The sequence below is a fragment of the Streptomyces sp. NPDC001796 genome, from assembly GCF_042892355.1.
GTDB lineage: Bacteria > Actinomycetota > Actinomycetes > Streptomycetales > Streptomycetaceae > Streptomyces.
Window position 1 is genome coordinate 286,902 of sequence record NZ_JBIAUC010000004.1, and the last position, 23,356, is coordinate 310,257.

The following is a 23,356-nucleotide window of genomic DNA, read 5'->3' on the forward strand; positions in this document are numbered from 1 at the left end:
GACGGGGCGGTGGCGCGACGGACGGTTGTCCGTCGCGCCACCAAAAGGGGTGAACGGGCGTAACTTTCCCGCACAGGCAGCGTTCGATCACGCTAGGCCCTGTCGTCGAACTCCCGTCATTCGCCCGGAGACCGGCTGATGGCTCACTTTCGGCCGTACGGCCGGGTCACGCGGCGGTGAGCTCCCTGCGGGCCGTGCGCCGTTCGGCCGCGACCGCCGGGTCCAGCGCGGGGACGGCCGCGAGGAGCTGCTTGGTGTACGGGTCCCTGGGCGACTCGTACACCTCGTCGGTGCCGCCGTACTCGACGATGCGGCCACGCCGCATCACCGCGACCCGGTCGCTGACCTGGCGCACGACGGCGAGGTCGTGCGCGATGAACACGAGCGCCAGCCCGAGTTCGCGCTGCAACTCGGCGAGCAGGGCCACAACCTGCGCCTGGGTGGTGACGTCCAGTGCGGAGACCGGCTCGTCGCAGACGATGACGCGCGGTTCGGCGGCGAGCGCCCGCGCGATGCCGACGCGCTGGCGCTGGCCGCCGCTGAACTCGTGCGGGTACCGGTCGTACTGCGCCGGGTCGAGGCCCACTCGCTCCAGCAGTTCGCTCACGCGCCCCCGAATGCGCCGCTCGTCGGACTCCCCGCGCGCCCGAAGCGGGTCGGCGATGGACTCGCCGACGCTGCGCCGGGGGTTGAGGGAGGAGGCGGGGTCCTGGAAGACCATCTGCACGGCCGGATCGACCCCTGTCCGCGCGGTGCCCCCACGGCGGACCTCGCCGGCCGTGGGTTCCAGCAGCCCGACCAGCATGCGCCCCAGGGTGGTCTTGCCGCTGCCGCTCTCGCCCACGATGCCGAGCGTCTCGCCGCGCCGAACGGTCAGCGAGACGCCGTCGACGGCCGCCGACTTCCGTTTGCCGCGGCCGAACTCGCGGCGCAGTCCCACCGCCTCGACGACGACCTCGTCCGACGCGGCGCTCTCCTCGACCCGCGGCGCGTCCACACGCGGCACCGCGCCCAGCAGTTCGCGGGTGTACTCCTCACGGGGCTCTCCCAGCACGGTCGCGACAGCGCCGTGCTCGACGGCCCTGCCGTGCCGCATGACGAGCACCTCGTCGACGCTCTCCGCGGCGACGCCCACGTCGTGCGTGACGAGGAGCAGCCCCATCCCGGTCTCCTTGCGCAGGGTGTGCAGCAGGTCGAGGATCTGGGCCTGGACCGTCACGTCCAGCGCGGTGGTGGGTTCGTCGGCGATCAGCAGGTCTGGTTCGCAGGCGAGTGCCATGGCGATCAGGGCGCGCTGGCGCATTCCGCCGCTGAACTCGTGCGGGCGCGAGCGGGAACGTCGTGCGGCGTCCGGGATGCCCACCCGGTCCAGCACCTCGACGGCACGCGTGCGTGCCGCACGCCGGGACGCGCGCGTGTGCACCCGGTACACCTCGGCGATCTGGTCACCGATCGCGTAGTACGGGTCCAGGGACGAGAGCGGGTCCTGGAACACCATCGCGGCCCTGCCGCCGCGCAGCCTCCGCAGGTCGTCGTCGGACGCCTGCCCGACGTCGGTGCCGGCGACCCGGATCGAGCCGGTCACCCGGGCGCCCGTACCGCGGTGCAGACCGAGGAGCGCGGAGGCGACGGTCGACTTGCCGGAGCCGGACTCGCCGACGAGACCCAGGGCGGCGCCCTCGTTCAGCCGGAAGGAGAGGCCGTCGACGGCGCGCAGGGAGCCGAACTCGACGGTCAGGTCCGTGACTTCCACCAGGCTCATGCGAGTACCACCCGTCGGTCGGCCACCGCGTACAGGACGTCCGCGACGGCGTTGGCCAGGACCACGAAGAAACCGATCACCAGGACCATGCCGACGACGACCGGCAGGTCGACGACCTTCACCGCCTGGACCAGTTCCTGTCCGATGCCGGGCAGTCCGAAGAGCGTCTCGGTGAGCACCGCGCCGCCGACGGCCGAGCCGAAGGTGACGGCGTTCAGGGAGATGACGGACGCGAACGCTCCGCGCAGCGCGTGCCGCGCGATGACCGAGCGCTCGCCGACCCCGTAGGCGCGGAACGTCCTGATGTGGTCCTCGGCCAGCGTCTCCAGCATCGAGGCCCTGGTCAGCCGGGCGAAGTTGGCGGCTTCGATCAGGGCGAGCGAGAGCCAGGGCAGCAGCAGGTTCCACGCCCACTGCTCGGGATCGTCGGTGAAGTCGACGTACTGCGGGAAGGGCAGCAGTTCGAGCTGACCGCAGATGACGATCATCAGGATCAGGCCGATGACGAACACGGGTGTGGCCACGCCGGCGAGCGTGATCGCGGTCAGCGCCCGCTCGGTGACCCTGCCGCGCCGCCAGGCGGACAGCACACCGGTGCCGATGCCCAGGAGCAGCCAGATCACCATCGCGCCGAGCACCAGCGAGAAGCTGACCGGCAGCTTCCCCAGGATGATCTCGGTGACCTGCTGGTCGCTCTGGTACGAGAGGCCGAGGCAGGGCGCCGGGCAGTGCTCCACGGACGTGCCCGTCGAGTAGTCCTGGCCGGCGAACAGGCCCTGGAGGAAGTGCCAGTAGCGCACGTACAGCGGGTCGTCGAGTTTCAACTGCTGGGCGACCTGGTGCACCTGTTCCGGCGAGCAGCGCGGTCCGCAGGTGATCTGGGCGACGTTGCCGGGGGTCACGTAGAAGACGACGTAGATGATCAGCGAGAGGGCGAACAGGGTGACCAGCGCGCCGACGACACGGCGCAGCACGAAACCGCCGAAGCCGCTCATGCCCGGTCCTCCTTCCGTGCGGCCGCGTCCGCCCTGGCCTCGCGCTTGCGCCCGGTTCCGACGCGCAGACGCGAGGCCGCGCGCGGGTCGAGCGCGGTGCGCACCCCGTCACCGAGGACGGTGAGCGCGAACACGGTCAGGAAGAGCGCGCCGGCGGGCAGCAGCAGGTACTGCGGGGCGGCCTGGTACCAGACGTCGGCGGCGGTGAGCATCTGCCCCCACGACGGCGTCGGGGGCTTCACACCGACGCCGAGGAAGGACAGGGCGGCCTCGACGGAGATGTTCTGCGGCACCAGGAGCGCGGCGTACGTGATGACGGGCGCGGCCAGGCCGGGCAGCAGCTCACGGCGGGCGACCCGGACGGTGCTCCAGCCGCTGAGCCGGGCGGCGGAGACGTAGTCGAGCCCCTTGAGCGTGAGGGTCTGGGCTCTGACCATCTTCGACAGCGGGCCCCAGCCGGAGACCAGGCCGACGATGAGCGCGACGAGTACGGGCCGCGGGAAGCTGCTCGGGACGATCGCAAGCAGCGCGAGCGCCATGATCATCAGCGGCATGGAGATGAAGATGTCGGTGATCCGGCTCAGGACCAGGTCGACCCAGCGGTTGCCGAGTCCGGCCGCGATGCCCATGACGACACCGAGCAGGACCTGCACCACCGTGGCGGCGAGTGCCACGCCGAGCGAGACCCGCGCGCCGTACACGAGCCGTGCGAACAGGTCGCGTCCGGTCTGCGGTTCGACGCCGAGCCAGTGGTCGTCGCTCATGCCGCCGAACGACCCTACGGGGACGCCGCCGCGCGCCGAGTCGATGAGCGTCGGATGGTATGTGGTCGGGTCCTGGCCCTCGAGCGCCGTGAGCAGCGGCGCGGCGAGCGCGACCAGGACGAGCAGCGCGACGACGGCCGCCGCGACGAGGACGGCGCGCTGGGCGCGCAGCCGCCGCCAGAACAGACGGGCCCCCGAGGCCGCCGGTACGGATGCGTCCGTCCCGGCGGCCTCGACGGCGACAAGTGCCTCGCTCACGGCGCTACTTCACCGCGACCTGCGAGATGTCCAGAACACCGGTCCAGTCACTGATCACGATGTTCCTGACGTCCTTGCCGTACAGACGCTTGTAGACCGGGTGGAACAGCGGCACGACCAGGGCCTGCTCGCCGATCTTCTTGTCCAGTGCGCCCCAGCGCTCGGCGGCCGCGCCGAGATCCGTCAGCTTGTTGATCGCGTCGATCTCGGCGTTGACGGACTTGTCGTTCAGCAGGCCGGTGTTGAAGTTCGCGCCGTCCCTGACGATCTGCCGGCCGTCGAAGATCGGGGCCAGGAAGGGGCCGCCGGAGGGCCAGTCGGCGCCCCAGTGGGCCAGGAAGAGGCCGGGCTCCGTCTTGACGCTGTGGATCTTGTCCTTGTAGTCGTTGTTCTCCAGACCCTGCAGCTTGACGGTGATACCGGCCTTCTTCAGGGCGTCCTGGACCGCGGTCGCGATCTCCGGGCTGGTCTCGAAGTTCTTGTCGTTGGAGTGCGTGAGGGTGATCGTGAGTCCGTTCGGGTAACCGGCCTCCTTCAGCAGCTCCCTGGCCTTGGCCGGGTTGCCGGTCGCCCCTGCCGGGAAGGGGTCGTACGGCGTGTAGCCGAAGGACTTCTGGTTCGGGAGGAAGGTGGTGGCGGGCTCGGCCAGCGAGGAGCCGCCCGCCGCGTTGATCACGGACGACCGGTCGATGGCGTACGAGATCGCCTGCCGCACCTTGACGTTGTCGAACGGCTTGATGGTCGGATTGAACGCGATGTAGTTCGTGTAGCCGAAGTGACCGGTGCCGACGCGGGAGGCCAGTTCCTTGTCGCCGGTCACCTTGGCCAGTTCGGCCGGGCCGAGGTTGGTGTCCGTGGTGACCGCGGCGGCGTCCGCACCCTGGGACGCCGACAGCCGCTGGTTGATCACCGAGGAGTCGAGCCCGGAGCGTACGTCGATCCTGTCCGGGTAGGCCTTGCGCTGGTCGTCACCCGACCAGTACGTGTTGCGCTCCAGGATGAGCCGCTCGCCGTCGTTCTGGTTCTGGACGACCTTGTAGGGGCCCGAGGAGACCGGGTGCTCCTCGTATTTCGTACCGGTGTCCTTGGCCTTCGGGACGGGCGTGAACTGGGTCTGGGTGGCCAGGTACGGGAACTCGCCCTCGGGCTTGTTCAGGTGGAAGACGATGGTCCGGCTGTCCGGGGTCTCGATCGCGTCGAGGCCCTTCTTGTCCTTGTACGGGCCCTGGTAGTCCGCCGCGCCGACCAGCCAGTCCCTCAGGTAGGGGGCGCCGCCGGAGAGTTCGGGGGCGAAGGAGCGCTCGATGCCGTACTTGATGTCGGCCGAGGTGATCGGCGTGCCGTCCTCGTACTTCAGCCCCGTCTTCAGGGTGTACGTCCACACGGTCGCGTCCTTGCTCGGGCGCCCGGTGTCGGTGGCGAGGTCCGGGACGACCTTGGCGCCGGCCGCGCCGTTCGCGCGGTTGCGGGTGGTGAGCGTGCGGAAGACGAGGGAGGGGACGTTGCCGCCGCCGGAGGTGTACAGGCGGGCAGGGTCGAAGTCCTGCTGCGGATCGGAGTTCAGGACGGTCAGCGTGCCGCCCTTGTGCGGCGTGGAGTCGCCACCGGAAGCCTTGACACCGTTGTCCTTCGGCCCGCAGGCGGCGGCGCCCGCTGCCACGACCAGGCTGACGGATGCCGCTGCCACACGGCGCGCTATGACGGACGGTTGACGCATCGGAATGACGACCTCTCGGGATCGTCTCGCATAGCGAGACGGATTGGTGGAAATGTGAGACAGAACTGGTCAGACGTCTGCCTCGGCGCCGGGTCGTCGAAAAAACGCGCACCGGTCGGCACATGCCGACGGGTCGCGGAAGGGAAGGAAGTCGCGACGCGAACGCCTGAGGCGGACGTCAGCGACAGTGGATGTCGGCCACGCAGAGCGCGGTCACGCCGATGAGCGCCAGCTCGATGGCGGCGCGACGGGTGGCATGACGGGGCGACATGGGCAGCAATATGAACGAAGTTTCAGCGCGTGTCAATGTGACGAGAGCTGCGCCCGTCAACTCCCGGGGTACGGCCAGGGGTTGGGACGGCAGTGGATTCCGTCGTGGTCGAGGAACTTGGTCTGCTGCTGCATGACCGGGGCGAGCTCGCCGTTCTTGTCGCAGGTCACATGGCCGTAGCCGAGGCGGTGGCCGACCTCGTGGTTGATCAGCATCTGACGGTAGGCGTGAATTTCGTCACCGTACGTCGTCGAGCCCTGCGCCCAGCGGTAGGCGTTGATCATCACGCGTTCGGTGGAGGCGGAGTCGCAGGAGACGTTGTCCTCCGTGGTGTCGAGGCCCGACTTCGCGCACCAGGCGGCGGTGGTGCCGGGGCTGGCCAGCGTGATCACGAAGTCCGGCTTGCCGGAGTGGATGCGCTCGAAGGTGCGGGCGCCGTTGTGCGCCCAGCTGCGCTCGTCGTTGAGGGTCTTCTGCACGGCCTGGGCGAAGAGTTCGCCGTCCAGGCCCAGGCCCTTCTCGATGTCGACGCGATAGGTGTACTTCCGCCCGGTGCCGGGTGCCTTGGCGGTGCCGGGGACCGCTGTGAACGTGCCGGGTCCCTTCAGCGTGGCGCTGAGCGGGTACGTCCTGTCCATCGCCTGCTCGTACGTCAGCGGCACGGCGCCGGGCGAGACGGGGGCGGTGGGGCCGGCGACCGGGCCGGAGGTCTCGCGGGCCTGGTCGGTGGCCGCCCGGGACGGTGCGGCGGCGCGGTGCTGTCCGGCGAGGAACTGACCGGCGACGACGACCGCGAGCACGGTGGTCACGGCGGCGGCCACGATCCCGGCGTACGAGCGTCCCCTGCCGTCCCTGCCGGATGCGGACTCACCGGCCCCGGTGGGCGACGCGGCCTCCTGGGTCTGCGCGCCGGGGTGGCGTTCGTCGGCCAGGGGCGCGTGCGGGGCGCGAGCGGTGCGGCGCGGCGTGAAGACGTCCTCGCCCTCGTCCTCGTCGAACGCGTCGAGGTACTCCTGACGGGGGCCGGGCTGCGACCGCTGCCGCGGGATACGGGGCACGGCACCTTGGCGCGGCACGTCCCGGGCCGCACCAGCACCGAAGTCTCCCCAGGCACCGCCGCCTTCGCGATGCTCGGGATGACCGCCGCGGGCCTGAGGGGCGTCGTCGGGAAGGCGGGGCACGCCATGGGCGGGGGTGCCGTCGGCGAACCCCGGAACGCCTCGCGCCGGCGTCCTGTCGGCCGTACGACGCATGCCGCCGACCGCCGCGCCCCGTGGCGAACCCTCCGCCGCGGATATGCCCGGCCCCACCTCCGTGTCACCGCTCGTGCCGTCGCCCCGCCCCTTGCGGCTGTGTCGTCCCACGCCGCGTCTCAGCTCCTCGTGTCCGCCGTGCCGGTGTCGTCCCTCGCCGCGTCCTGCAGGGAGGTCCCGGTGTCCTGGGTGGAGGTCCCGGTGGAGGTCCCGCCCGTCGCCGCCGAACCGCCGCTCGCCGAGCCCGCGCCCGACTCGCCCGCGTCCGCAACGAGTTCGCGGAACGCCGCGGCCACCACGTCCGGGTATTCCATCATCGCGACATGCCCGGCCTCGGGCAGGGTCAGCAGGCGGGAGTCGCGGAAGGCCCGGGCCGCGCGCTGGGCCATGCGGAACGACACCAGCTGGTCCCGGCCGCCGTAGATGAGCAGCGTCGGGGCGAGGACCCGCTCCGCCTGGCGCCACAGCCCGTGCTGTCCGCCCAGCGTGTAGGCGTTCACGATCCCGCGTGCCGAACGCGCCATCGCGTCCCAGAAGTAGGGCAGCCTCAGCCGCCGCTCCATCTCCTCGACCGCGTTGCGGAAGCCCTCCGGCGTGACCCGTCCGGGGTCGCCGTAGCACAGCGCCATGACCCCGCGGACGCGCTGTTCGGCCGTCCACTCCTTGGTGTACCGGGTGAACAGGGCGGCGACCCCGGGCAGCGCGAGCAGGCCCGTCGGGACGGCGCCCCGCTGGATGAGGATCTCGGGGAGCGCGGGCGAGACGAGCGTGAGCGTGCGCACGAGATCGGGGCGGACGGCCGCCACGCGTGTGGCGACGGCTCCGCCCATCGAGTTGCCGAGCAGGTGCACAGGACCGCGTCCGGCCGCGTCGAGATAGCGGATGACCGCGCGCGCGTGCCCGGTGACGGAGTAGTTGCCGTCGTCCGGCGGCGGCGAGTCGCCGAAGCCCGGCAGATCGACGGCCTCACCGTCGACGTGCCCGTCGAGCAGCGCCATCAGCGCCGACCAGTTCTGGGAGGAACCCCCGAGCCCGTGGACGTACAGCGCGGGCGGCAGCCCCTCGTGCCGCGGTGGTCTCGACCGCACCGTCAGCGTGATCCCCGGCAGCGCCACCGACCTGAGCCGCTCGCCTTCCTCGACCCTGACGGGTGCCACCTTCGGGAGGACATTGGCGGCCGCGACGGACGGCAACTCGGTCGAAGACATGCGGCAATGTTACGAGACGATCACGCAGTGGTTCGTGTGTTCGCTGTCACAACGGCTGCGGTCCGCCCGTCGAATCGGGTGGGGCGACACCCGTCCGGAAGCGTTCCCTGCACCACGCGGGAGCCTGACACCACACATAGCGTCCGGATCCTGTGTCTCCTAGGCTCGTAGCAGGGCACCCGCACATGGACACCGCCTCTTCAGGGACGTTCCAGGAGTTCCAGGAGTTCTAGGAAGGGAGCCCATCATGGCCGTAGACCCCACTGATCCCGACACGTTCGAGGACGAGGCGAACGACGCCGCCGAACTCGACGTGGAGGCCCCGGAGAACGACGCCGCCGAACAGCACGCCGAACTGGCCCCCGAGCGGGACGAGACCCTGTCCGAGGACGACATCCTGCGCGCCAACGAGGCGGACCTCGCGGAGCAGGCGCGCATCGTCGCCCTCGACGAGGACGACTACCGGTGAGCGCCCGGAGGGTCGCCAGATCGGTGAGGCAGGACGACCACGTCTGGTAACAGAACGAGTGCATGCCGTGATCGACCGCGCGCCATGCGGTGCCGGGGCGTCCGTTCGCCCGCCCTGCCCGGAAATGGCGCGTTCCGCACGGCTTTCGCCACCGTCCGGTCCGTGAAATTCTGCGTTCGCACCGCGCACAGCAGGGTTACCGAAAAGTACGATGGCGGCGCGGCGCACACCGCATGTGGACGATTTTGGGAGGCGGCGTGACAGCCATCGAGCAGACAGAGGCGGCACGCCCGCGAGGCACGCGCCTGCCGCGCCGTGCCCGACGGAACCAGCTGCTGGGCGCCGCGCAGGAAGTCTTCGTGGCGCAGGGCTACCACGCGGCCGCGATGGACGACATCGCCGACCGCGCCGGCGTCAGCAAGCCGGTGCTCTACCAGCACTTCCCGGGCAAGCTCGACCTCTATCTGGCCCTGCTGGACCAGCACTGCGAGGCCCTGCTGCAGGCCGTGCGGAACGCGCTGGCGTCGACGACCGACAACAAGCAGCGCGTGCGGGCCACGATGGACGCGTACTTCGCGTACGTGGAGGACGACGGCGGTGCGTTCCGTCTGGTGTTCGAGTCCGACCTGACGAACGAGCCGGCCGTGCGCGAGCGCGTCGACAAGGTCACGCACGAATGCGCGGAGGCGATCTGCGACGTGATCGCCGAGGACACCGGTCTGTCGCGGGCCGAGTCGATGCTGCTGGCCTCGGGGCTCGGCGGCCTGGCCCAGGTGGTGGCGCGCTCCTGGCTGCACAGCGACCGCAGCGTGCCGCGCGACCAGGCGGTGCAGCTGCTGACCTCGCTGGCGTGGCGGGGCATCGCGGGCTTCCCGCTGCACGGGAGCGAACAGCACCACTGACCTCTCGGGTACCGATCGACGCCGTACGGCCCCGTCCGGACACCACCGGGCGCGGCCGTACGGCTGTTTTGTTCCCGGCGGGTGTTCGCTCCTGGCGTGCCGGAGCGGAGCGTGTACGTCCCCTCACCGGGCTAATGTGTGCTGGTACGGCGCGGACGGCCGCGCACATCACTGACCGTCGGAGGGACAAAGCCGTGGAGGTCAAGATCGGCGTGCAGCACGCGCCCCGCGAGATCGTTCTGGAGAGCGGGCAGAGTGCCGAGGAGGTCGAGCGCGTCGTGTCCGAGGCGCTGGCCGGCAAGTCGCAGCTGCTGTCCCTGGTGGACGAGCACGGCCGCAAGGTCCTCGTCCCGACCGAGCGTCTCGCCTACGTGGAGATCGGCGAGCCCACCCCGCGCAAGGTGGGTTTCGGCGCGCTGTAGTTCCGGACGGAGCAGCACAAGGGGCCCGGCGGTCGGTGTACCGCCGGGCCCCTTGCGCCGTTCGGGGATCATGTCGCTCGGGGAACACACAGACGGAGCACATCCGCCCCACAGGGGATGATTGTGTTCCGCGCGCCGCGGGTAATACCGGCTACGACCGATTTGCCCAGGCAGCAGCCGTGCGGGAGGGAACCTCGTCATGTTCTTGGAAGCACTCGGCTCCGCCGTCCTCGGGCTCGCCCTGGCGTGGGTGGCCGCACGCCGGCTGCCGCATCGGCTGCCCAGCCGTGCCCTGGTGCTGTCGACGGGTGCGGCGGGGTCGCTCTTCGGGGCGTTCCTCACCCACAGCGCGCTGGGTCCCTCGGGTCTCCTGGTGATCCTGGCCGGGGCGCTGGTGGTCGCGGCGGCGTCGCTGTCCCTGCTGCTGAGGCCCGCGGAAAGATTTCGCCGCCGCTCGGCGACGGCCTGAGGGCCGCCGCCGGGGCCGACCCGAAGCCGGCCGCCGCAGACGGCGACGGCCGGGACACCTGTGGTGAGACGCGCGTGGCGCGCGCCGTACGGCCGACCGCCGCCCGAACCGTACGGTGACGGCCGGACGGACGGCATCCCCGGCCCGGCGCACCCCCGGCGGCCGGCGCCAGGCGGCTTCAGGCAGCCAGTCCCAGCGCGGCCATGCGCTTCGTGTGGGCCTCAGTGATCCGGGAGAACATCCTGCCGACCTCCGCGAGGTCGAAGCCGTCCGCCACACCGCCCACCAGCATGGTGGACAGCGCGTCCCGGTCGGCCACCACCCGCTGGGACTGCGACAGCGCCTCACCCATCAGCCGCCGCGCCCACAGGGCGAGCCGGCCGCCGACGCGCGGCTCCGCGTCGATCGCGGCGCGCACCTTCTCCACCGCGAAACCGGCGTGCCCGGTGTCGTCGAGGACGGCCAGGACGAGTTCACGCGTGTCGGTGTCCAGGCGGGCCGCGACCTCACGGTAGAAGTCGCTCGCGATCGAGTCGCCCACATACGCCTTGACGAGCCCCTCCAGCCAGTCGGAGGGCGCCGTCTGCCGGTGGAAGCTGTCGTACGCCGCCACGAACGGCTCCATCGCCTCCGTGGGCTCGGCCCCGATCTCCTTCAGCCGGTCCCGGATCCGCTCGAAGTGGTGGAACTCGGCGGACGCCATCTTCGCCAGCTCCGCCTTGTCCGTCAGCGTCGGCGCGAGCTTCGCGTCCTCCGCGAGCCGTTCGAACGCCGCCAGCTCCCCGTACGCGAGCGCGCCCAGCAGGTCCACGATCGCGGCACGGTACTGCGGGTCGGCGGAGGCGGTCGCCCAGTCCTGGGCGGCCACTCCGGTGGGTCCGGCGGGGGCTTCGTGGCTGTCGGGAGCGTTGTCAGGCGTCGTCATGAAGCGCACAATAGCCCGCTCACCGCCGCCTGGAAGTCCCTGGTCAATCAGTGTGACGACGGCTACGTGACCGATTCGGCCACCGCGAGTGCGCGATTCCGGGGTATGGTGGTAATGCGCCTGCTGAGTGCGTACGTCTATGAGGACGACGTATCTCGACGGGCCGCATGTATGAGGATGCCCGGTCGGTGGCCCGATCGGCTCCGACCCGACAGCCCTCCTCGGGCGTACGGCACCTTGCGTACGCGTACGGAGGGACCCTCAGCGGTACGAGCGCTGGAGCGTCGGCGTGGTCCCGTGCCACAGGCCCGTCCCCAAGCAGGCCGACGTCATCCGGCACGGTCACGACCCCCGCGCTCGCCTCGCGCCGCCCACACAGAAGAGGCAGCACCCTGACTACGACTTTTCGAGAACTCGGAATCCTTCCCGAGACGGCCGAGGCCCTGGAAGCCGTCGGCATCATCAATCCCTTCCCCATCCAGGAGATGACGCTCCCCGTAGCCCTCTCCGGCACCGACGTCATCGGTCAGGCCAAGACCGGTACCGGTAAGACGCTGGGCTTCGGACTCCCGCTCCTCGAGCGCGTCACCGTCCCCGCCGACGTGGAGGCGGGCCGCGCGAAGCCCGAGGCACTCACCGACGCGCCGCAGGCGCTCGTCGTGGTCCCCACGCGCGAGCTGTGCACTCAGGTGACCAACGACCTGCTGACCGCGGGCAAGGTGCGGAACGTACGGGTCGCCGCGATCTACGGCGGCCGTGCCTACGAGCCCCAGGTGGAGGCCCTGAAGAAGGGCGTCGACGTGGTCGTCGGCACGCCCGGACGGCTCCTCGACCTCGCCGGGCAGAAGAAGCTGAACCTGAAGCACGTCAAGTGCCTGGTGCTCGACGAGGCCGACGAGATGCTCGACCTCGGCTTCCTGCCCGACGTCGAGAAGATCATCGACATGCTGCCGGCCAAGCGGCAGACCATGCTGTTCTCGGCCACCATGCCGGGCGCGGTCATCGGCCTGGCGCGTCGCTACATGTCCCGGCCCACGCACATCCGTGCCACCGCGCCGGACGACGAGGGCGCGACGGTCGCGAACATCAAGCAGTTCGTCTATCGCGCGCACTCCTTGGACAAGCCGGAGATGGTCGCCCGCATTCTGCAGGCAGAGGGCCGCGGACTGGCGATGATCTTCTGCCGTACGAAGCGCACGGCCGCCGACATCGCCGAGCAGCTGCAGCGCCGGGGCTTCGCCTCCGGCGCGGTCCACGGCGACCTCGGCCAGGGCGCCCGCGAGCAGGCCCTGCGTGCCTTCCGCAACGGCAAGGTGGACGTCCTCGTCTGCACCGACGTTGCCGCGCGCGGCATCGACGTCGAGGGCGTGACCCACGTCATCAACTACCAGTCCCCCGAGGACGAGAAGACGTACCTGCACCGGGTCGGCCGTACGGGCCGCGCGGGCGCCAAGGGTACGGCGATCACCTTCGTCGACTGGGACGACATCCCGCGCTGGCAGCTGATCAACAAGGCGCTGGAGCTGGACTTCAACGACCCGGTGGAGACGTATTCGAGCTCCCCGCACCTGTTCTCCGACCTCGGCATCCCCGAGGGCACCAAGGGCGTCCTGCCGCGCTCGGAGCGGACCCGAGCCGGGCTCGCGGCGGAGCAGCTCGAGGACCTCGGCGAGACGGGCGGCCGGGGCTCGCGCGGCCGTCGCTCCCCGGGCGGGTCCGCGGAGGGCGAGCGTCCGGCGCGTACGCCGCGCCGTCGGCGCCGTACGCGGAGCGGTACGCCGCTGGACCCGTCGGCCACCACGGACACGGCCGCGACGAACACGGCCGCGACGAACACGGCCGCGACGGAGGAGGCCGAGTCGGCGGACCGCCGTACCCCCCGCCGTCGCCGCCGCATGCGCGGCGGTGCGCCGGTGGAGGTTGCGGCAGCGGCTCCGGTGACCGCGGAGCCGGCCGCGCCGGAGTTCACGAAGGCTGCGGAGACGGCCGTGGAGACGGTCGAGGCCACGGAGACGAAGCCGCGCCGCCGCCGCACCCGCAAGACGGCCGAGCCCGCCCCGGTCGCGTCCGAGGCCACCGCCGCTGCGGAGGCGCCCCCGGCTGCCGCCGAGACCGCCGTGGACACCGCGGAGGCCACCGAGGCCAAGCCCCGTCGGCGCACCCGCAAGACCGCCGAAGCGGCACCGGCCACCGACACCGCGACCGAGGCCGAAGCCACCGAGGCCAAGCCGCGTCGACGCACCCGCAAGACCGCCGAAGCGGCACCGGCCACCGACACCGCGACCGAGGCCACGGAAGCCGTCGACACCGCCGAAGCCACCGAGGCCAAGCCCCGCCGCCGCACCCGCAAGGCCGCCGAAGCCGGCGTCGAGACGGTGGACGGCGTGGCGGCACAGGCAGAGGCTCCGGCCAAGCCGCGTCGACGCACCCGCAAGACCGCCGAAGCCGGCGTCGAGACGGTGGACGGCGTGGCGGCACAGGCAGAGGCTCCGGCCAAGCCGCGGCGTACCCGCAAGGCCGCCGAGGCGGCTGTCGACACCGTCGAAGCCGTCGAGGCCAAGCCTCGCCGCCGTACCCGCAAGGCCGCCGAGGCCGCCCCGGAGGCTGCCGTGGACGGTGCGGAGGCCGCCGCCGAGGTCGCACCCCGGCGCCGTACCCGCAAGGCCGTCGAGGCCGCGATTCCCGCGCAGGCCGCCGACGAGCCCGAGGCCAAGCCCCGGCGCCGTACGCGGAAGGCCGTCGCGGCGGAGGCGGAGATCCCGGCGCAGGCGGACGCCGCCGCGGAGGCCAAGCCGCGACGGCGTACGCGCAAGGTCGCGGAGCCCGTGGAGGGCTGACACCCGCGGTAGGCCACGGCACTGATTGATCGATGGCCCGCACCTGTCACACACAGGGGCGGGCCATCGGCGTTCTCTCCGCCCGGTACCCTCACCCCCATGAGCCGTCCCCCCAGCTTCACCCCGCCCCCCGGCGTCCGTGCGCGCCGACTCGCCACCGAGCGGGGGGAGTTCGCCGTGCTCGAGGCCGACGCGGGGACGGCGCGGGTGAAGGGCACCGCCCTGCTCCTGCCCGGTTTCACCGGCAGCAAGGAGGACTTCCTCCTCCTGCAGCCGCTTCTCGCGGCGGCCGGATACCGGACCCTCGCCGTCGACGGACGAGGGCAGTACGAGTCCCCCGGACCGAAGGACGACGAGGCACCGTACGCGCAGGCCGAGCTGGCACGGGACGTGATCGCGCAGGCGCACGCCGTCGGGGCGCCGGTGCACCTGCTCGGGCACTCTCTCGGCGGCCAGATCGCCCGGGCCGCCGTCCTCAACGACCCCTCCCCGTTCCTCTCGCTCACCCTGATGGCCTCCGGCCCCGCCCAGATCTCCCTCCCCCAGCAGCAGCGCGTCAAGCTGCTGCACGACGCCCTCGCCGTCCTCGACATGGCCGGGGTCTGGGACGCCATCCAGGCCTTCGAACCGCCGGAGGACGTCGACGCCGGAGACCTCGACGAGGGGCTCTCCGACGGGGAGGACCTGCGCCGCCGCTGGCTCCGCAACAGCCCCGCCCAGCTCCTCGCCACAGGACGCCAGCTGTGCGAGGAACCCGACCGCGTGGCCGAACTCGCCACTGTCGGCCTGCCCGTGCACGTTCTGTCCGGCGACCGCGACGACACCTGGCCCGTCCCGCTGCTGGACGACATGGCGGACCGCCTCGGCGCTCACCGCACCGTCGTCCCGCACGCGGAGCACTCCCCCAACACGGATCAGCCGGAGGGGACGGCCCGCGCCCTCGCCGCCTTCTGGGACCGGCTCGTCCGACCTTGAGACTCCCCGCCTAGTACTGCGCCTGCAGGTGCTCCCAGAAGCCGTCCCGCAGGGCGCGGCGCAGGTCCGCCTGGCCGCGCAGCGAGTACTGCAGCAGACCCTCCGCCTCCACGAGCAGGTCCTGGTCGATGGAGCCGGGCAGGTACGGGTGGCCGGGCAGCAGGTCCGCCAGCGAGTCCCGGCCGCGCTCGGCGAGCCACTTGGCGGCGACCTGCGCGCCCACGAACCGGACGTCGTCGCGAGTGGGGCGGGCCGTGGAGGAGGGTTCGTAGGTCGCGGCCGTGCGGCGGCTCACATACGGCTTGAAGAAGTCGAGTTCCAGGGTGCGCTGGCTGTCGACCTCCCAGAGCAGCGGTTCCGCCTGGTTGCGTCCCTCGGGCGCCTCGATGCCCCACAGGTGCACCCGGGCCCCGTATCCCTGCGCCGCCTCCACCGCCGACACCAGGTCCTCGTCGCCGCCGATGAGCGCGGCGTCGCTGATGGCACGGTGCCGGGCCAGTGACTCGAGGTCGGTCCGGATGAGGGAGTCGACGCCCTTCTGCTGGTTGTTGGCGTTGAGATTGCCGAGCCGTACCTTCACGTCCGGGAGTTCGGCGATGGTCTGCTGTTCGGCCGTGTGGATGCGGCGTCTGGCGCCGTCGTACCAGTACACGCGCAGCAACCGGCTGTCCGCGAAGACCTGGCGCGCCTTGTCGATGAGGGCGTCGATCAGTCCCTCGGCGTCGAGGTCGAAGGCCCGGCGGTCCTCGGTGCCGGCGACGAGCCGTCCGGCGGCGGCGTACAGGTAGCCGGCGTCGACGAAGATCGCATGAGTCGAGGGCGTCTTCGCCACCTCGGCGAGCATGCGCTGGAGCAGCTCGTTCGTTCGGTCGATGCGGGCGCCGAGCGCCGCCAGGTCGTCGTTCATATGCCTCCATTCTCCCGGCGGTCACGCTACGAACACAACCGATCCCATTCAGTGCGCTATGAACGCAATCCCACCGCCGACTCGGTCGATTACCGGTCAGTAGTTAGAGACTCGAAAAATTTCCTTAGCATAGGGAATGTTTGTAACAAGCATCCCGTTGACTACACACAGGAGAGGGGCACAGACGCTCCGCGCTCCGCTCGCCAGTAGTTCTCCGCAGGAGGATGACCAGACGAAGGGAGAAGCCCATGCGCTTCGAAATCATGCGACTCGACGATGTCGACGGTACCCCCGTGGACACCACTGTCGTGGACGCCGCCTCCGTCAACCAGATCGTGCAGCAGGCCGCGGCCATCGGGCAACGGCTGTGGATCCGCCCGGCCGAGACGACCGCCTCGTAACGGCACCGACACACTCTGCGTATACGACCTGCGTATACACGTGGACGACTTCGGAGCCCCGTACGGCATCGTGCCGTACGGGGCTCCGCGCGTTGCGGCGCCGGGCCCGGGCAGTCAGGCTCCGTGGATGACCCGGGTGAGACCGTTGATGATCTGCTGCACGGCGATCGCGGAGAGCATCATGCCCGCGAGCCGGGTCACGAGGACCACCCCGCCGTCCTTGATGACCCGGATGATCAGCAGTGAGTAGCGCATGACCAGCCACAGCACGACGTGGATCGCGAGGATCGCCGTCCACACCGACACCTGGGTGCTCAGGCTGTCCGCCTTCTGCACCGCGAGGATCACGGAGACGATCGCCCCCGGTCCGGCCAGCAGCGGCATGCCGAGCGGCACCAGGGCCACATTGACGTCCTTGGTCTGCTTCGGCTCGTCCGTCTTGCCGGTCAGCAGGTCGAGGGCGATCAGCAGGAGCAGCAGCCCGCCCGCGATCATCAGCGCGGGCACGGAGACATGCAGGTAGTTCAGGATCTGGTGGCCGAGCACACCGAACACGGCGATGACACCGCCGGCCACGCAGACGGCCTGGAAGGCCATGCGCTTCTGCACCTTGGCGGGGCGGCCGGCGGTGAGCGCGAGGAAGATCGGGGTGATCCCGGGGGGATCCATGATCACGAACAGGGTCAGGAACAGGGAGCCGAAAACGGCGACGTCGAACATGGGTGCCTTGCGATGAGGTACGGACGAGCAACGAGCATGCGGCGGCGGGCGTCCCGCGGCCGCCGGATGCCGTCGCCGCGCGGAGGCGTGCGACGGCTGGACACGGCGGCGGGCTGCCGGGTGCCTTCAAAGGAGGGGGAAGAGGGGAGGTACGGCGGGATCAGGCGTTGCGGGGTCCGCCGGTGCCCGGTACGGGGAACGCGCCGGTGGCCCGCCGGATGATCTCCCCGTACACCTCCGGGTCGGTGGTGTACTCGCCGAGGACGCACGTCTTGCGGCTGCCGTGGTAGTCGGAGGAGCCGGTGACCAGCAGGCCCAGCTCGGCGGCGAGGCCGCGCAGCCGGGCCCGGGTCGCCGGATCGTGGTCCATGTGGTCGACCTCGATGCCGTCGAGCCCGGCGGCGGCGAGGTCCGCGATGGCGGACTCCGGCACGGTCCGTCCACGCTTGGAGGCGGCCGGGTGCGCGAAGACGGTCACTCCGCCCGCGGCCTTGACCAGCCGGATCGCCTCGAAGGGGTCGGTCTCGTGCTTCTGCACGTACGCGCGCCCGCCGTCGGCCAGCCACTCGGGCGTGAACGCTTCCGAGACGCTGCCGACGACGCCGAGTTCCACCAGGGCGGAGGCGATGTGCGGCCGTCCGACCGAGCCGTCACCGGCGATGCGGGCCACCTGCTCCCAGGTGACCGGCACACCGAGCTCCCGCAGCTTGGCGATCATGGCGTGGGCGCGCGGCACGCGGTCGTCCCGCACCAGCTCGCGCTCCGCGAGCAGGTCGGGCTCCTCGGGGTCGAAGAGGTAGGCCAGCATGTGCATGCTGATGCCGTCGTACCGGCACGAGAGTTCGGCGCCGGTGACGAGGGTGAGCCCCGCGGGCAGCGCCTCGATCGCCTCCGCGTGGCCGCGAGTGGTGTCGTGGTCGGTGAGCGCGACGACGTCCAGTCCGGCGGCAGCGGCGTTCCGCACCAGCTCGGCCGGGGTGTCCGTACCGTCGGAGGCGGTGGAGTGGGTGTGCAGGTCGATGCGCACGACACGTACTCCAGGCGGTGACGGGACGGAAGGGGACGCTCAAGGATAACGGCAGTTCCGGGCCCTCTGTCACACCCGCACAGCGTCTGCGCCCCCTACGGCGTCCCGCACGCTCCGGTGGCTCGTGTCACGGCTCGAGCAGGCGCGGCGACAACGCCCCGATGGGCAGGAGATCGACTTCCGCCCCCGCGTCCCGCAGATCCGTCAGGACCATCTCGTCGTACATCAGCAGACCCGACTGTTCCGGCCAGACGACCGCCCACAACCACAGGCCGCGCGCCTCGCCCGCGAAGACCGCGCGGTCGCCGGGGACGCCCGAGACATGCCACAGCGGCGTGGGACGGCCGACGGCGAGCACCTTGACCTGAGGCGGCTTCTCCACGTTCAGGTACGGACCCGGGTCCGGCCCGTCGATGCCCGCGTACCGCGCACCGAGCCCGACCCCCAGTTCCTCCGCGACCAGGATCAGCTCGCCCATGCCGCCGAGCGGCCCCGGACCCGAGCAGGCCACGGCAGTGGCGCGGCCCCCGCTGCGGTCGTCACCCGCGTAGGCCACACCCGTGAAGAGCCAGCCGACCGGCAGCGGCCACGGCATCCACACCGGCACCCGGGCGCGGTGCACCACGACGCTGAGGGCCTCGACGCTGGGCGGGATCACGGGCTGCAGCGGATGCACGGTGCCGTGCACATCGCACTGCCAGGAGTCGGCAAAGAGTCCGGGAGCCCTGACCCGGCCACCGCACTTCGGGCAACTGGGTTCGCCCCTCATAGGCCCCCACGGTCCTCCCCGTCCCGCGTCGCGTCAAGGACGATCACCCGTCCGGCGTGTACCCCTCACGCCCACTTCACCTGCGCCAGCTAGATGCTGCTTGCACTAATTAGCCCACCTAACTTAATATGTGTATACACCAACTATCGACTCCACGACTCTGCGAGGAGACGCATGAAGAGCACCACAGAAGGAGAGCCCGCCACAGCAGCCGACGTGGACCCGTTCGACGCGGGAGCCGGCAGCATCCTGCGGCAGCCGAAGGCCGTGTGGGCGACCGCCGGAGCGTCCGTCGTCGCGTTCATGGGCATCGGACTGGTCGACCCGATCCTGCCCTCCATCGCGAAGGGCCTACAGGCGACACCCAGCCAGGTCTCGCTGCTGTTCACCTCGTACTTCCTGATCACAGCCGTAGCAATGCTGGTCACCGGCTTCGTCTCCAGCCGCATCGGCGGCCGCAAGACCCTGCTGCTCGGCCTCGCCTTCGTCGTGGTCTTCGCGGGCCTGGCGGGCACCTCGGGCTCGGTCGGCCAGCTCGTCGGCTTCCGGGCCGGCTGGGGCCTCGGCAACGCGCTCTTCGTCTCCACGGCCCTCGCCGTGATCGTCGGCGCGGCGGCCGGGGGCAGTGCCGCGGCCATCCTGCTGTACGAGTCCGCGCTCGGCCTCGGCATGGCCTGCGGCCCGCTGCTGGGCGCGCTGCTCGGGAACATCAGCTGGCGCTACCCGTTCTTCGGCACGGCGACGCTGATGGCGATCGGCTTCCTGTGCATCACGGTGTTCCTGAAGGAGCAGCCGAGGCCCGTGCGGAAGACCTCGCTGCTGGACCCGATCAAGGCGCTCGGCCACGGCGGTCTCGCCTCCGCGGCGGTCTCGGCGTTCTTCTACAACTACACGTTCTTCACCGTGCTGGCCTTCACGCCCTTCGTGCTGAACATGACCCCGTACAAATCGGGTGCCGTGTTCTTCGCCTGGGGTGTGCTGCTTGCGGTCTTCTCGGTGATCGTGGCGCCGCGCATGCAGGAGCGGTTCGGCTCGCTGAAGGTGCTCGGCGGCTCGCTGGTGCTGCTCGCGGCGGACGTGGCCGTGCTCGGCTACGGCGATCACACCACCGCGATCGTCTGCACGATCCTGTCCGGCGCGTTCATCGGCGTGAACAACACGGTCTACACCGAGCTGGCCCTCGGCGTCTCGGACGCACCGCGTCCGGTGGCGAGCGCGGGCTACAACTTCGTGCGGTGGTTCGCGGCGGCTGCCGCGCCCTATCTCGCGCCGAAGATCGAGGAGTGGAGCGACATCCACATGCCGTTCGTGGCGGGAGCGCTGACGGCGCTCCTCGGAGCGGTCGTGGTCCTTGTGCGGCGCAAGGCCCTCACCGACGAGGCCGAGGAGCTGGAACCGAGGCACGCGACCGAGGACGGAGTCACGGTCTTTGCCAAGTGACCGTTTCCAGGAGGGCGTTGGTGAGCTTGCTCACCCCTCGCCTCAGTCCAGCCGGACGGACCTGCGGGAGGGATCCCTCAGGTCCGTCCCGTTCGTCAGCCAGCGTTCCTGAAGGGCCTGTGCACCGTGCACCCGCTTCCAGGCGGCCTCGTTCGGGGTCATCGGCAGCAGCGGCAGGAACCGTACGGCATCCAGCGGCTCGTCGAGTTCCAGGTCCTCGACCAGGCCGCCGGGCTCGGCCACCAGCACGGAGGTGAACGGGGCGCCGGGCCAGAGCGGTTCACCCACCTCCAGCGAGGCGCCGGGCGCCACGACCACGCCCTCGACCTGCGGGGACGCGGCGAGCACGGCGAGCGGACGGAGCACCTTGTCGGTGTCGGCGAGGCCGCCGCGCACGGAGAGGACCAGCTCGGCGCGGGGCCCCTTGACGGGGTCGGCGAGCATCGCGGTGGGGTCCGCCATGGGCTGTGCGGACATGCCGAGGGTGGCGTAGCGGACGATGTCCCCCTCGTGGAAGCGGAGCACCTCGATACGGTCCGTGCCGAGGAAGGTGACCGCGGCGCGCGCGTCCGGTTCGCCCAGCGCGGTGCGCAACCGGGCCTCGACCAGAGGAAGAACATCAACCATGCGGCGAGCATAGAACTCGTCAGCACCGGGCAAAGCGGCGCCTTGACACTTCTGTCGGCTGATACTCTTGGCCGGTGGTTTCGGGCAGCACGCGGTAGGGGCACCTCCCAGGCCCTCAAGGCACTGGGGAAACCCCGTCGGGCCCGGTACCCATGAGACTCCCCCAAGGGGGCACCCTCTAATCAGGGTATGGATCGTCCCTCACCAGGGACCGGCCGGAGGAGGTGGGGCTGTTATGGATCGAAGTCGACCGTGCAGTACCACCCGCTCTTCCAGCCGCTGACGCAGCTGTTCTGACTCCCGTCGGCTGTCACCTCTCGCGTCTTGCGTTCGCGTCGCCACGGAAGAGCACTTCGTTTCGCTTTGCCTGATCTGTCTGATCTCAGTCAGTAGCTGAATCAGCAGCGAAGCCCGCCACCGTGACGGTGCGGTGCTCCCCGCTTTGTGGACGTGCCAAACCTCCGCAGCCAGGACGTCCCCATTCCGGGTAGTTCCACCCGTTTTTCGTGGCCTTTCGCTGCTCGTTGCGAAGGAGCCCTGCCATGTCGATGATCCGTGACCTGCGCGCCGTGGTCCGCCCGTCCCGCACCTCGCGGAAGGACAACGGCGCGTACGACACCACGCGTGACCCCGCGACCCCGTCCGCCGTCGTCGACTGCGCCGTCTACCGCGACGGCGTCCGCGTCCAGACGCAAGCGCCGCTCTCCCCGCACGAGGCGATGCGGCTGGTGCGGCGCGACGGAGGGTTCGTGTGGATCGGGCTGCACGAGCCGACCGAGGCTGAATTCGCCGGTATCGCCCGCGAGTTCGGGCTGCACCCGCTGGCCGTCGAGGACGCGGTGCAGGCGCACCAGCGGCCCAAGCTGGAGCGGTACGACGACTCCCTCTTCACCGTCTTCAAGACCGTCCACTACGTCGACCACGACCAGCTGACCGCCAACAGCGAGGTCGTCGAGACCGGTGAGGTCATGTGCTTCACCGGGCGGGACTTCTTCATCACGGTCCGGCACGGCGGGAAGGGCTCGCTCAGGACGCTGCGACACCGGCTGCAGGACGAGCCCGAACTGCTTTCCAAGGGCCCCTCGGCGGTGCTGCACGCGATCGCCGACCACGTCGTCGACGGGTACATCGCGGTGGCCGACGCGCTGCAGGACGACATCGACGAGGTGGAGACCGAGGTGTTCTCGCCGGGCCGCAAGGGCACGCCGCGAGGCACGGACGCCGGCCGTATCTACCAACTCAAGCGCGAGGTCCTGGAGTTCAAGCGGGCGGTGGCGCCGCTGCTGCGGCCGATGCAGCTGCTGAGCGAGCGTCCGATGCGGCTGATCGACCCGGACATCCAGAAGTACTTCCGCGACGTCGCCGACCACCTCGCCCGCGTCAACGAGCAGGTGCTGGGCTTCGACGAACTGCTGAACTCGATCCTCCAGGCCAACCTGGCGCAGGCGTCCGTCGCACAGAACGAGGACATGCGGAAGATCACCGCGTGGGCGGCGATCATCGCCGTGCCGACGATGGTGTGCGGGGTGTACGGAATGAACTTCACGTACATGCCCGAGCTGCACTGGAAGTACGGCTACCCGGCGATCATGGGCATCACGGTGGGCATCTGTGTGGGCATCCACCGCATGCTGAAGCGGAACGGATGGCTGTGACCAGTCGGACTAGGCTGGGCGCATGACAAGCGAGCTGCTCGAGCGGGCCCTGGTCGAGGAGGCCACGAAGAAGTCGGGGCTGATCTGGGTCCAGGGCGCGGCGCCGGCCGCGGCCGCGCGTGCGTTGTGGCACGTGTGGCACGAGGGCGCGGCGTGCGTGGTGGGCGACGGACCCGGTGAGCAGCCGCTGCCCGGCCTGGTCGACGGCGGGGACGCGGTCGTCACGGTGCGCAGCAAGGACAAGGGCGGCCGGATCGTCACCTGGCCCGCGAGGGTGGTGGAGTTGGCGCCGGGCTCGCCCGAGTGGGAGGGCGCGGTCGCCGAGCTGAAGGGCAAGCGGCTGAACGCGCCCGACGGGGAGGAGATGCCGGAGCGGTGGCGCCGGGAGTGCCGGGTGCTCCGCCTCGAGCCGCGGGGGACGACGGTGCCGCTGCCGTCCGACTCCCAGGCCGCGCGTCCGGTCCCGACCTCGGCCACGACCCGCCGCCCGATCCCGGCGGCACTGCCGCGGCTGCTGCGGCGCAAGCGCCACGGCTGACCGCCCCCAGTGGCAGCGGGGCGGCTGCCCACAGCCGTAGCCGGC

23 protein-coding genes are annotated in these 23,356 nt (G+C 70.8%); 10 read left to right on the top strand and 13 right to left on the bottom strand.

Annotated features, from left to right (window positions below; all coding sequences use genetic code 11):
- Positions 1 to 166: 166 nt before the first annotated feature.
- From ACFYZE_RS10895 to ACFYZE_RS10925, 7 genes are all read right to left on the bottom strand, one after another.
- The gene (locus tag ACFYZE_RS10895) at positions 167 to 1,762 is read right to left on the bottom strand and encodes a dipeptide ABC transporter ATP-binding protein (protein ID WP_388991004.1); all 1,596 of its coding nucleotides are present in this window, start codon (positions 1,760 to 1,762) and stop codon (positions 167 to 169) included.
- Positions 1,759 to 2,757 (bottom strand): ABC transporter permease, encoded by a 999-nt coding sequence (locus ACFYZE_RS10900; protein WP_388991006.1) that lies wholly within the window; start codon positions 2,755 to 2,757, stop codon positions 1,759 to 1,761. The genes ACFYZE_RS10895 and ACFYZE_RS10900 overlap by 4 nt, the downstream gene beginning before the upstream one ends.
- On the bottom strand, positions 2,754 to 3,779 hold the full coding sequence (locus tag ACFYZE_RS10905; protein WP_388991008.1) for an ABC transporter permease: 1,026 nt from the start codon (positions 3,777 to 3,779) through the stop codon (positions 2,754 to 2,756). The genes ACFYZE_RS10900 and ACFYZE_RS10905 overlap by 4 nt, the downstream gene beginning before the upstream one ends.
- Before the next feature lie 4 nt (positions 3,780 to 3,783).
- Positions 3,784 to 5,496 (bottom strand): ABC transporter substrate-binding protein, encoded by a 1,713-nt coding sequence (locus ACFYZE_RS10910; RefSeq protein ID WP_388991010.1) that lies wholly within the window; start codon positions 5,494 to 5,496, stop codon positions 3,784 to 3,786.
- A gap of 178 nt (positions 5,497 to 5,674) precedes the next feature.
- Complete coding sequence (locus ACFYZE_RS10915; protein WP_388991012.1) at positions 5,675 to 5,767, bottom strand: Ms4533A family Cys-rich leader peptide; 93 nt, start codon at positions 5,765 to 5,767, stop codon at positions 5,675 to 5,677.
- A 56-nt stretch (positions 5,768 to 5,823) separates the two neighbouring features.
- On the bottom strand, positions 5,824 to 7,020 hold the full coding sequence (locus ACFYZE_RS10920; protein WP_388991457.1) for a DUF3152 domain-containing protein: 1,197 nt from the start codon (positions 7,018 to 7,020) through the stop codon (positions 5,824 to 5,826).
- Between the two features lie 119 nt (positions 7,021 to 7,139).
- Entirely contained in the window at positions 7,140 to 8,228 is a 1,089-nt protein-coding gene (locus ACFYZE_RS10925; protein ID WP_388991014.1) for an alpha/beta fold hydrolase, read from the bottom strand.
- 247 nt (positions 8,229 to 8,475) lie between these two features.
- Between ACFYZE_RS10925 and ACFYZE_RS10930 the strand changes: the two genes are divergently transcribed.
- The 4 genes from ACFYZE_RS10930 (at position 8,476) to ACFYZE_RS10945 (ending at position 10,490) form a co-directional block, all read left to right on the top strand.
- Positions 8,476 to 8,697, top strand: a complete 222-nt coding sequence (locus ACFYZE_RS10930; RefSeq protein ID WP_388991016.1) for a hypothetical protein — start codon at positions 8,476 to 8,478, stop codon at positions 8,695 to 8,697.
- Positions 8,698 to 8,954: 257 nt separating this feature from the next.
- Positions 8,955 to 9,599: a TetR/AcrR family transcriptional regulator gene (locus tag ACFYZE_RS10935; RefSeq protein WP_388991018.1), complete on the top strand. Its 645-nt coding sequence runs from the start codon at positions 8,955 to 8,957 to the stop codon at positions 9,597 to 9,599.
- A 194-nt stretch (positions 9,600 to 9,793) separates the two neighbouring features.
- Positions 9,794 to 10,021: a DUF3107 domain-containing protein gene (locus ACFYZE_RS10940; RefSeq protein ID WP_103843673.1), complete on the top strand. Its 228-nt coding sequence runs from the start codon at positions 9,794 to 9,796 to the stop codon at positions 10,019 to 10,021.
- A 199-nt stretch (positions 10,022 to 10,220) separates the two neighbouring features.
- A complete protein-coding gene (locus tag ACFYZE_RS10945; RefSeq protein WP_388991020.1) occupies positions 10,221 to 10,490 on the top strand; it encodes a hypothetical protein in 270 nt (89 codons plus the stop codon).
- Positions 10,491 to 10,668: 178 nt separating this feature from the next.
- On the opposite strand, the gene ACFYZE_RS10950 is transcribed toward ACFYZE_RS10945, so the two are convergent.
- Positions 10,669 to 11,415 (bottom strand): ferritin-like fold-containing protein, encoded by a 747-nt coding sequence (locus tag ACFYZE_RS10950; RefSeq protein WP_388991022.1) that lies wholly within the window; start codon positions 11,413 to 11,415, stop codon positions 10,669 to 10,671.
- 485 nt (positions 11,416 to 11,900) lie between these two features.
- Here ACFYZE_RS10950 and ACFYZE_RS10955 point away from each other — a divergent pair, with 485 nt between their 5' ends.
- Together ACFYZE_RS10955 and ACFYZE_RS10960 are read left to right on the top strand one after the other, a co-directional pair.
- Positions 11,901 to 14,252: a DEAD/DEAH box helicase gene (locus tag ACFYZE_RS10955; protein ID WP_388991024.1), complete on the top strand. Its 2,352-nt coding sequence runs from the start codon at positions 11,901 to 11,903 to the stop codon at positions 14,250 to 14,252.
- Positions 14,253 to 14,351: 99 nt separating this feature from the next.
- On the top strand, positions 14,352 to 15,227 hold the full coding sequence (locus tag ACFYZE_RS10960; RefSeq protein ID WP_388991026.1) for an alpha/beta fold hydrolase: 876 nt from the start codon (positions 14,352 to 14,354) through the stop codon (positions 15,225 to 15,227).
- A gap of 10 nt (positions 15,228 to 15,237) precedes the next feature.
- On the opposite strand, the gene ACFYZE_RS10965 is transcribed toward ACFYZE_RS10960, so the two are convergent.
- Positions 15,238 to 16,134: an NYN domain-containing protein gene (locus tag ACFYZE_RS10965; protein WP_388991027.1), complete on the bottom strand. Its 897-nt coding sequence runs from the start codon at positions 16,132 to 16,134 to the stop codon at positions 15,238 to 15,240.
- A 248-nt stretch (positions 16,135 to 16,382) separates the two neighbouring features.
- Here ACFYZE_RS10965 and ACFYZE_RS10970 point away from each other — a divergent pair, with 248 nt between their 5' ends.
- Positions 16,383 to 16,535 (top strand): hypothetical protein, encoded by a 153-nt coding sequence (locus ACFYZE_RS10970; RefSeq protein WP_200419162.1) that lies wholly within the window; start codon positions 16,383 to 16,385, stop codon positions 16,533 to 16,535.
- Between the two features lie 114 nt (positions 16,536 to 16,649).
- Here the strand turns inward: ACFYZE_RS10970 and ACFYZE_RS10975 are convergent, their stop codons facing one another.
- The 3 genes from ACFYZE_RS10975 to ACFYZE_RS10985 form a co-directional block, all read right to left on the bottom strand.
- Positions 16,650 to 17,255, bottom strand: a complete 606-nt coding sequence (locus ACFYZE_RS10975; RefSeq protein WP_388991029.1) for a MarC family protein — start codon at positions 17,253 to 17,255, stop codon at positions 16,650 to 16,652.
- 160 nt (positions 17,256 to 17,415) lie between these two features.
- Complete coding sequence (locus ACFYZE_RS10980) at positions 17,416 to 18,282, bottom strand: PHP domain-containing protein (protein ID WP_388991031.1); 867 nt, start codon at positions 18,280 to 18,282, stop codon at positions 17,416 to 17,418.
- A gap of 127 nt (positions 18,283 to 18,409) precedes the next feature.
- A complete protein-coding gene (locus tag ACFYZE_RS10985) occupies positions 18,410 to 19,051 on the bottom strand; it encodes a DUF6758 family protein (RefSeq protein ID WP_388991033.1) in 642 nt (213 codons plus the stop codon).
- 174 nt (positions 19,052 to 19,225) lie between these two features.
- Between ACFYZE_RS10985 and ACFYZE_RS10990 the strand changes: the two genes are divergently transcribed.
- The gene (locus ACFYZE_RS10990) at positions 19,226 to 20,491 is read left to right on the top strand and encodes an MFS transporter (protein WP_388991034.1); all 1,266 of its coding nucleotides are present in this window, start codon (positions 19,226 to 19,228) and stop codon (positions 20,489 to 20,491) included.
- A gap of 42 nt (positions 20,492 to 20,533) precedes the next feature.
- Here the strand turns inward: ACFYZE_RS10990 and ACFYZE_RS10995 are convergent, their stop codons facing one another.
- Positions 20,534 to 21,118 carry a suppressor of fused domain protein gene (locus ACFYZE_RS10995; protein WP_388991036.1) on the bottom strand — a complete coding sequence of 195 codons (585 nt, stop codon included), beginning with the start codon at positions 21,116 to 21,118 and terminating at the stop codon, positions 20,534 to 20,536.
- Between the two features lie 542 nt (positions 21,119 to 21,660).
- On the opposite strand from ACFYZE_RS10995, the gene ACFYZE_RS11000 reads away from it, so the two are divergent.
- Positions 21,661 to 22,773 carry a magnesium and cobalt transport protein CorA gene (locus ACFYZE_RS11000; RefSeq protein WP_388991038.1) on the top strand — a complete coding sequence of 371 codons (1,113 nt, stop codon included), beginning with the start codon at positions 21,661 to 21,663 and terminating at the stop codon, positions 22,771 to 22,773.
- A gap of 22 nt (positions 22,774 to 22,795) precedes the next feature.
- Positions 22,796 to 23,311, top strand: a complete 516-nt coding sequence (locus ACFYZE_RS11005) for a hypothetical protein (RefSeq protein ID WP_388991039.1) — start codon at positions 22,796 to 22,798, stop codon at positions 23,309 to 23,311.
- Positions 23,312 to 23,356 lie beyond the last annotated feature (45 nt).

What these genes read in the sequence shown, in the direction of transcription:
- ACFYZE_RS10895 (WP_388991004.1), bottom strand. Translation starts at nt 1,762, where the DNA reads ATGAGCCTGGTGGAAGTCACGGACCTGACCGTCGAGTTCGGCTCCCTG.
- ACFYZE_RS10900 (WP_388991006.1), bottom strand. Translation starts at nt 2,757, where the DNA reads ATGAGCGGCTTCGGCGGTTTCGTGCTGCGCCGTGTCGTCGGCGCGCTG.
- ACFYZE_RS10910 (WP_388991010.1), bottom strand. Translation starts at nt 5,496, where the DNA reads ATGCGTCAACCGTCCGTCATAGCGCGCCGTGTGGCAGCGGCATCCGTC.
- ACFYZE_RS10915 (WP_388991012.1), bottom strand. Translation starts at nt 5,767, where the DNA reads ATGTCGCCCCGTCATGCCACCCGTCGCGCCGCCATCGAGCTGGCGCTC.
- ACFYZE_RS10920 (WP_388991457.1), bottom strand. Translation starts at nt 7,020, where the DNA reads ATGCGTCGTACGGCCGACAGGACGCCGGCGCGAGGCGTTCCGGGGTTC.
- ACFYZE_RS10925 (WP_388991014.1), bottom strand. Translation starts at nt 8,228, where the DNA reads ATGTCTTCGACCGAGTTGCCGTCCGTCGCGGCCGCCAATGTCCTCCCG.
- ACFYZE_RS10930 (WP_388991016.1), top strand. Translation starts at nt 8,476, where the DNA reads ATGGCCGTAGACCCCACTGATCCCGACACGTTCGAGGACGAGGCGAAC.
- ACFYZE_RS10945 (WP_388991020.1), top strand. Translation starts at nt 10,221, where the DNA reads ATGTTCTTGGAAGCACTCGGCTCCGCCGTCCTCGGGCTCGCCCTGGCG.
- ACFYZE_RS10950 (WP_388991022.1), bottom strand. Translation starts at nt 11,415, where the DNA reads ATGACGACGCCTGACAACGCTCCCGACAGCCACGAAGCCCCCGCCGGA.
- ACFYZE_RS10955 (WP_388991024.1), top strand. Translation starts at nt 11,901, where the DNA reads ATGACGCTCCCCGTAGCCCTCTCCGGCACCGACGTCATCGGTCAGGCC.
- ACFYZE_RS10960 (WP_388991026.1), top strand. Translation starts at nt 14,352, where the DNA reads ATGAGCCGTCCCCCCAGCTTCACCCCGCCCCCCGGCGTCCGTGCGCGC.
- ACFYZE_RS10965 (WP_388991027.1), bottom strand. Translation starts at nt 16,134, where the DNA reads ATGAACGACGACCTGGCGGCGCTCGGCGCCCGCATCGACCGAACGAAC.
- ACFYZE_RS10970 (WP_200419162.1), top strand. Translation starts at nt 16,383, where the DNA reads ATGCGCTTCGAAATCATGCGACTCGACGATGTCGACGGTACCCCCGTG.
- ACFYZE_RS10975 (WP_388991029.1), bottom strand. Translation starts at nt 17,255, where the DNA reads ATGTTCGACGTCGCCGTTTTCGGCTCCCTGTTCCTGACCCTGTTCGTG.
- ACFYZE_RS10985 (WP_388991033.1), bottom strand. Translation starts at nt 19,051, where the DNA reads ATGAGGGGCGAACCCAGTTGCCCGAAGTGCGGTGGCCGGGTCAGGGCT.
- ACFYZE_RS10990 (WP_388991034.1), top strand. Translation starts at nt 19,226, where the DNA reads ATGAAGAGCACCACAGAAGGAGAGCCCGCCACAGCAGCCGACGTGGAC.
- ACFYZE_RS10995 (WP_388991036.1), bottom strand. Translation starts at nt 21,118, where the DNA reads ATGGTTGATGTTCTTCCTCTGGTCGAGGCCCGGTTGCGCACCGCGCTG.
- ACFYZE_RS11000 (WP_388991038.1), top strand. Translation starts at nt 21,661, where the DNA reads ATGTCGATGATCCGTGACCTGCGCGCCGTGGTCCGCCCGTCCCGCACC.
- ACFYZE_RS11005 (WP_388991039.1), top strand. Translation starts at nt 22,796, where the DNA reads ATGACAAGCGAGCTGCTCGAGCGGGCCCTGGTCGAGGAGGCCACGAAG.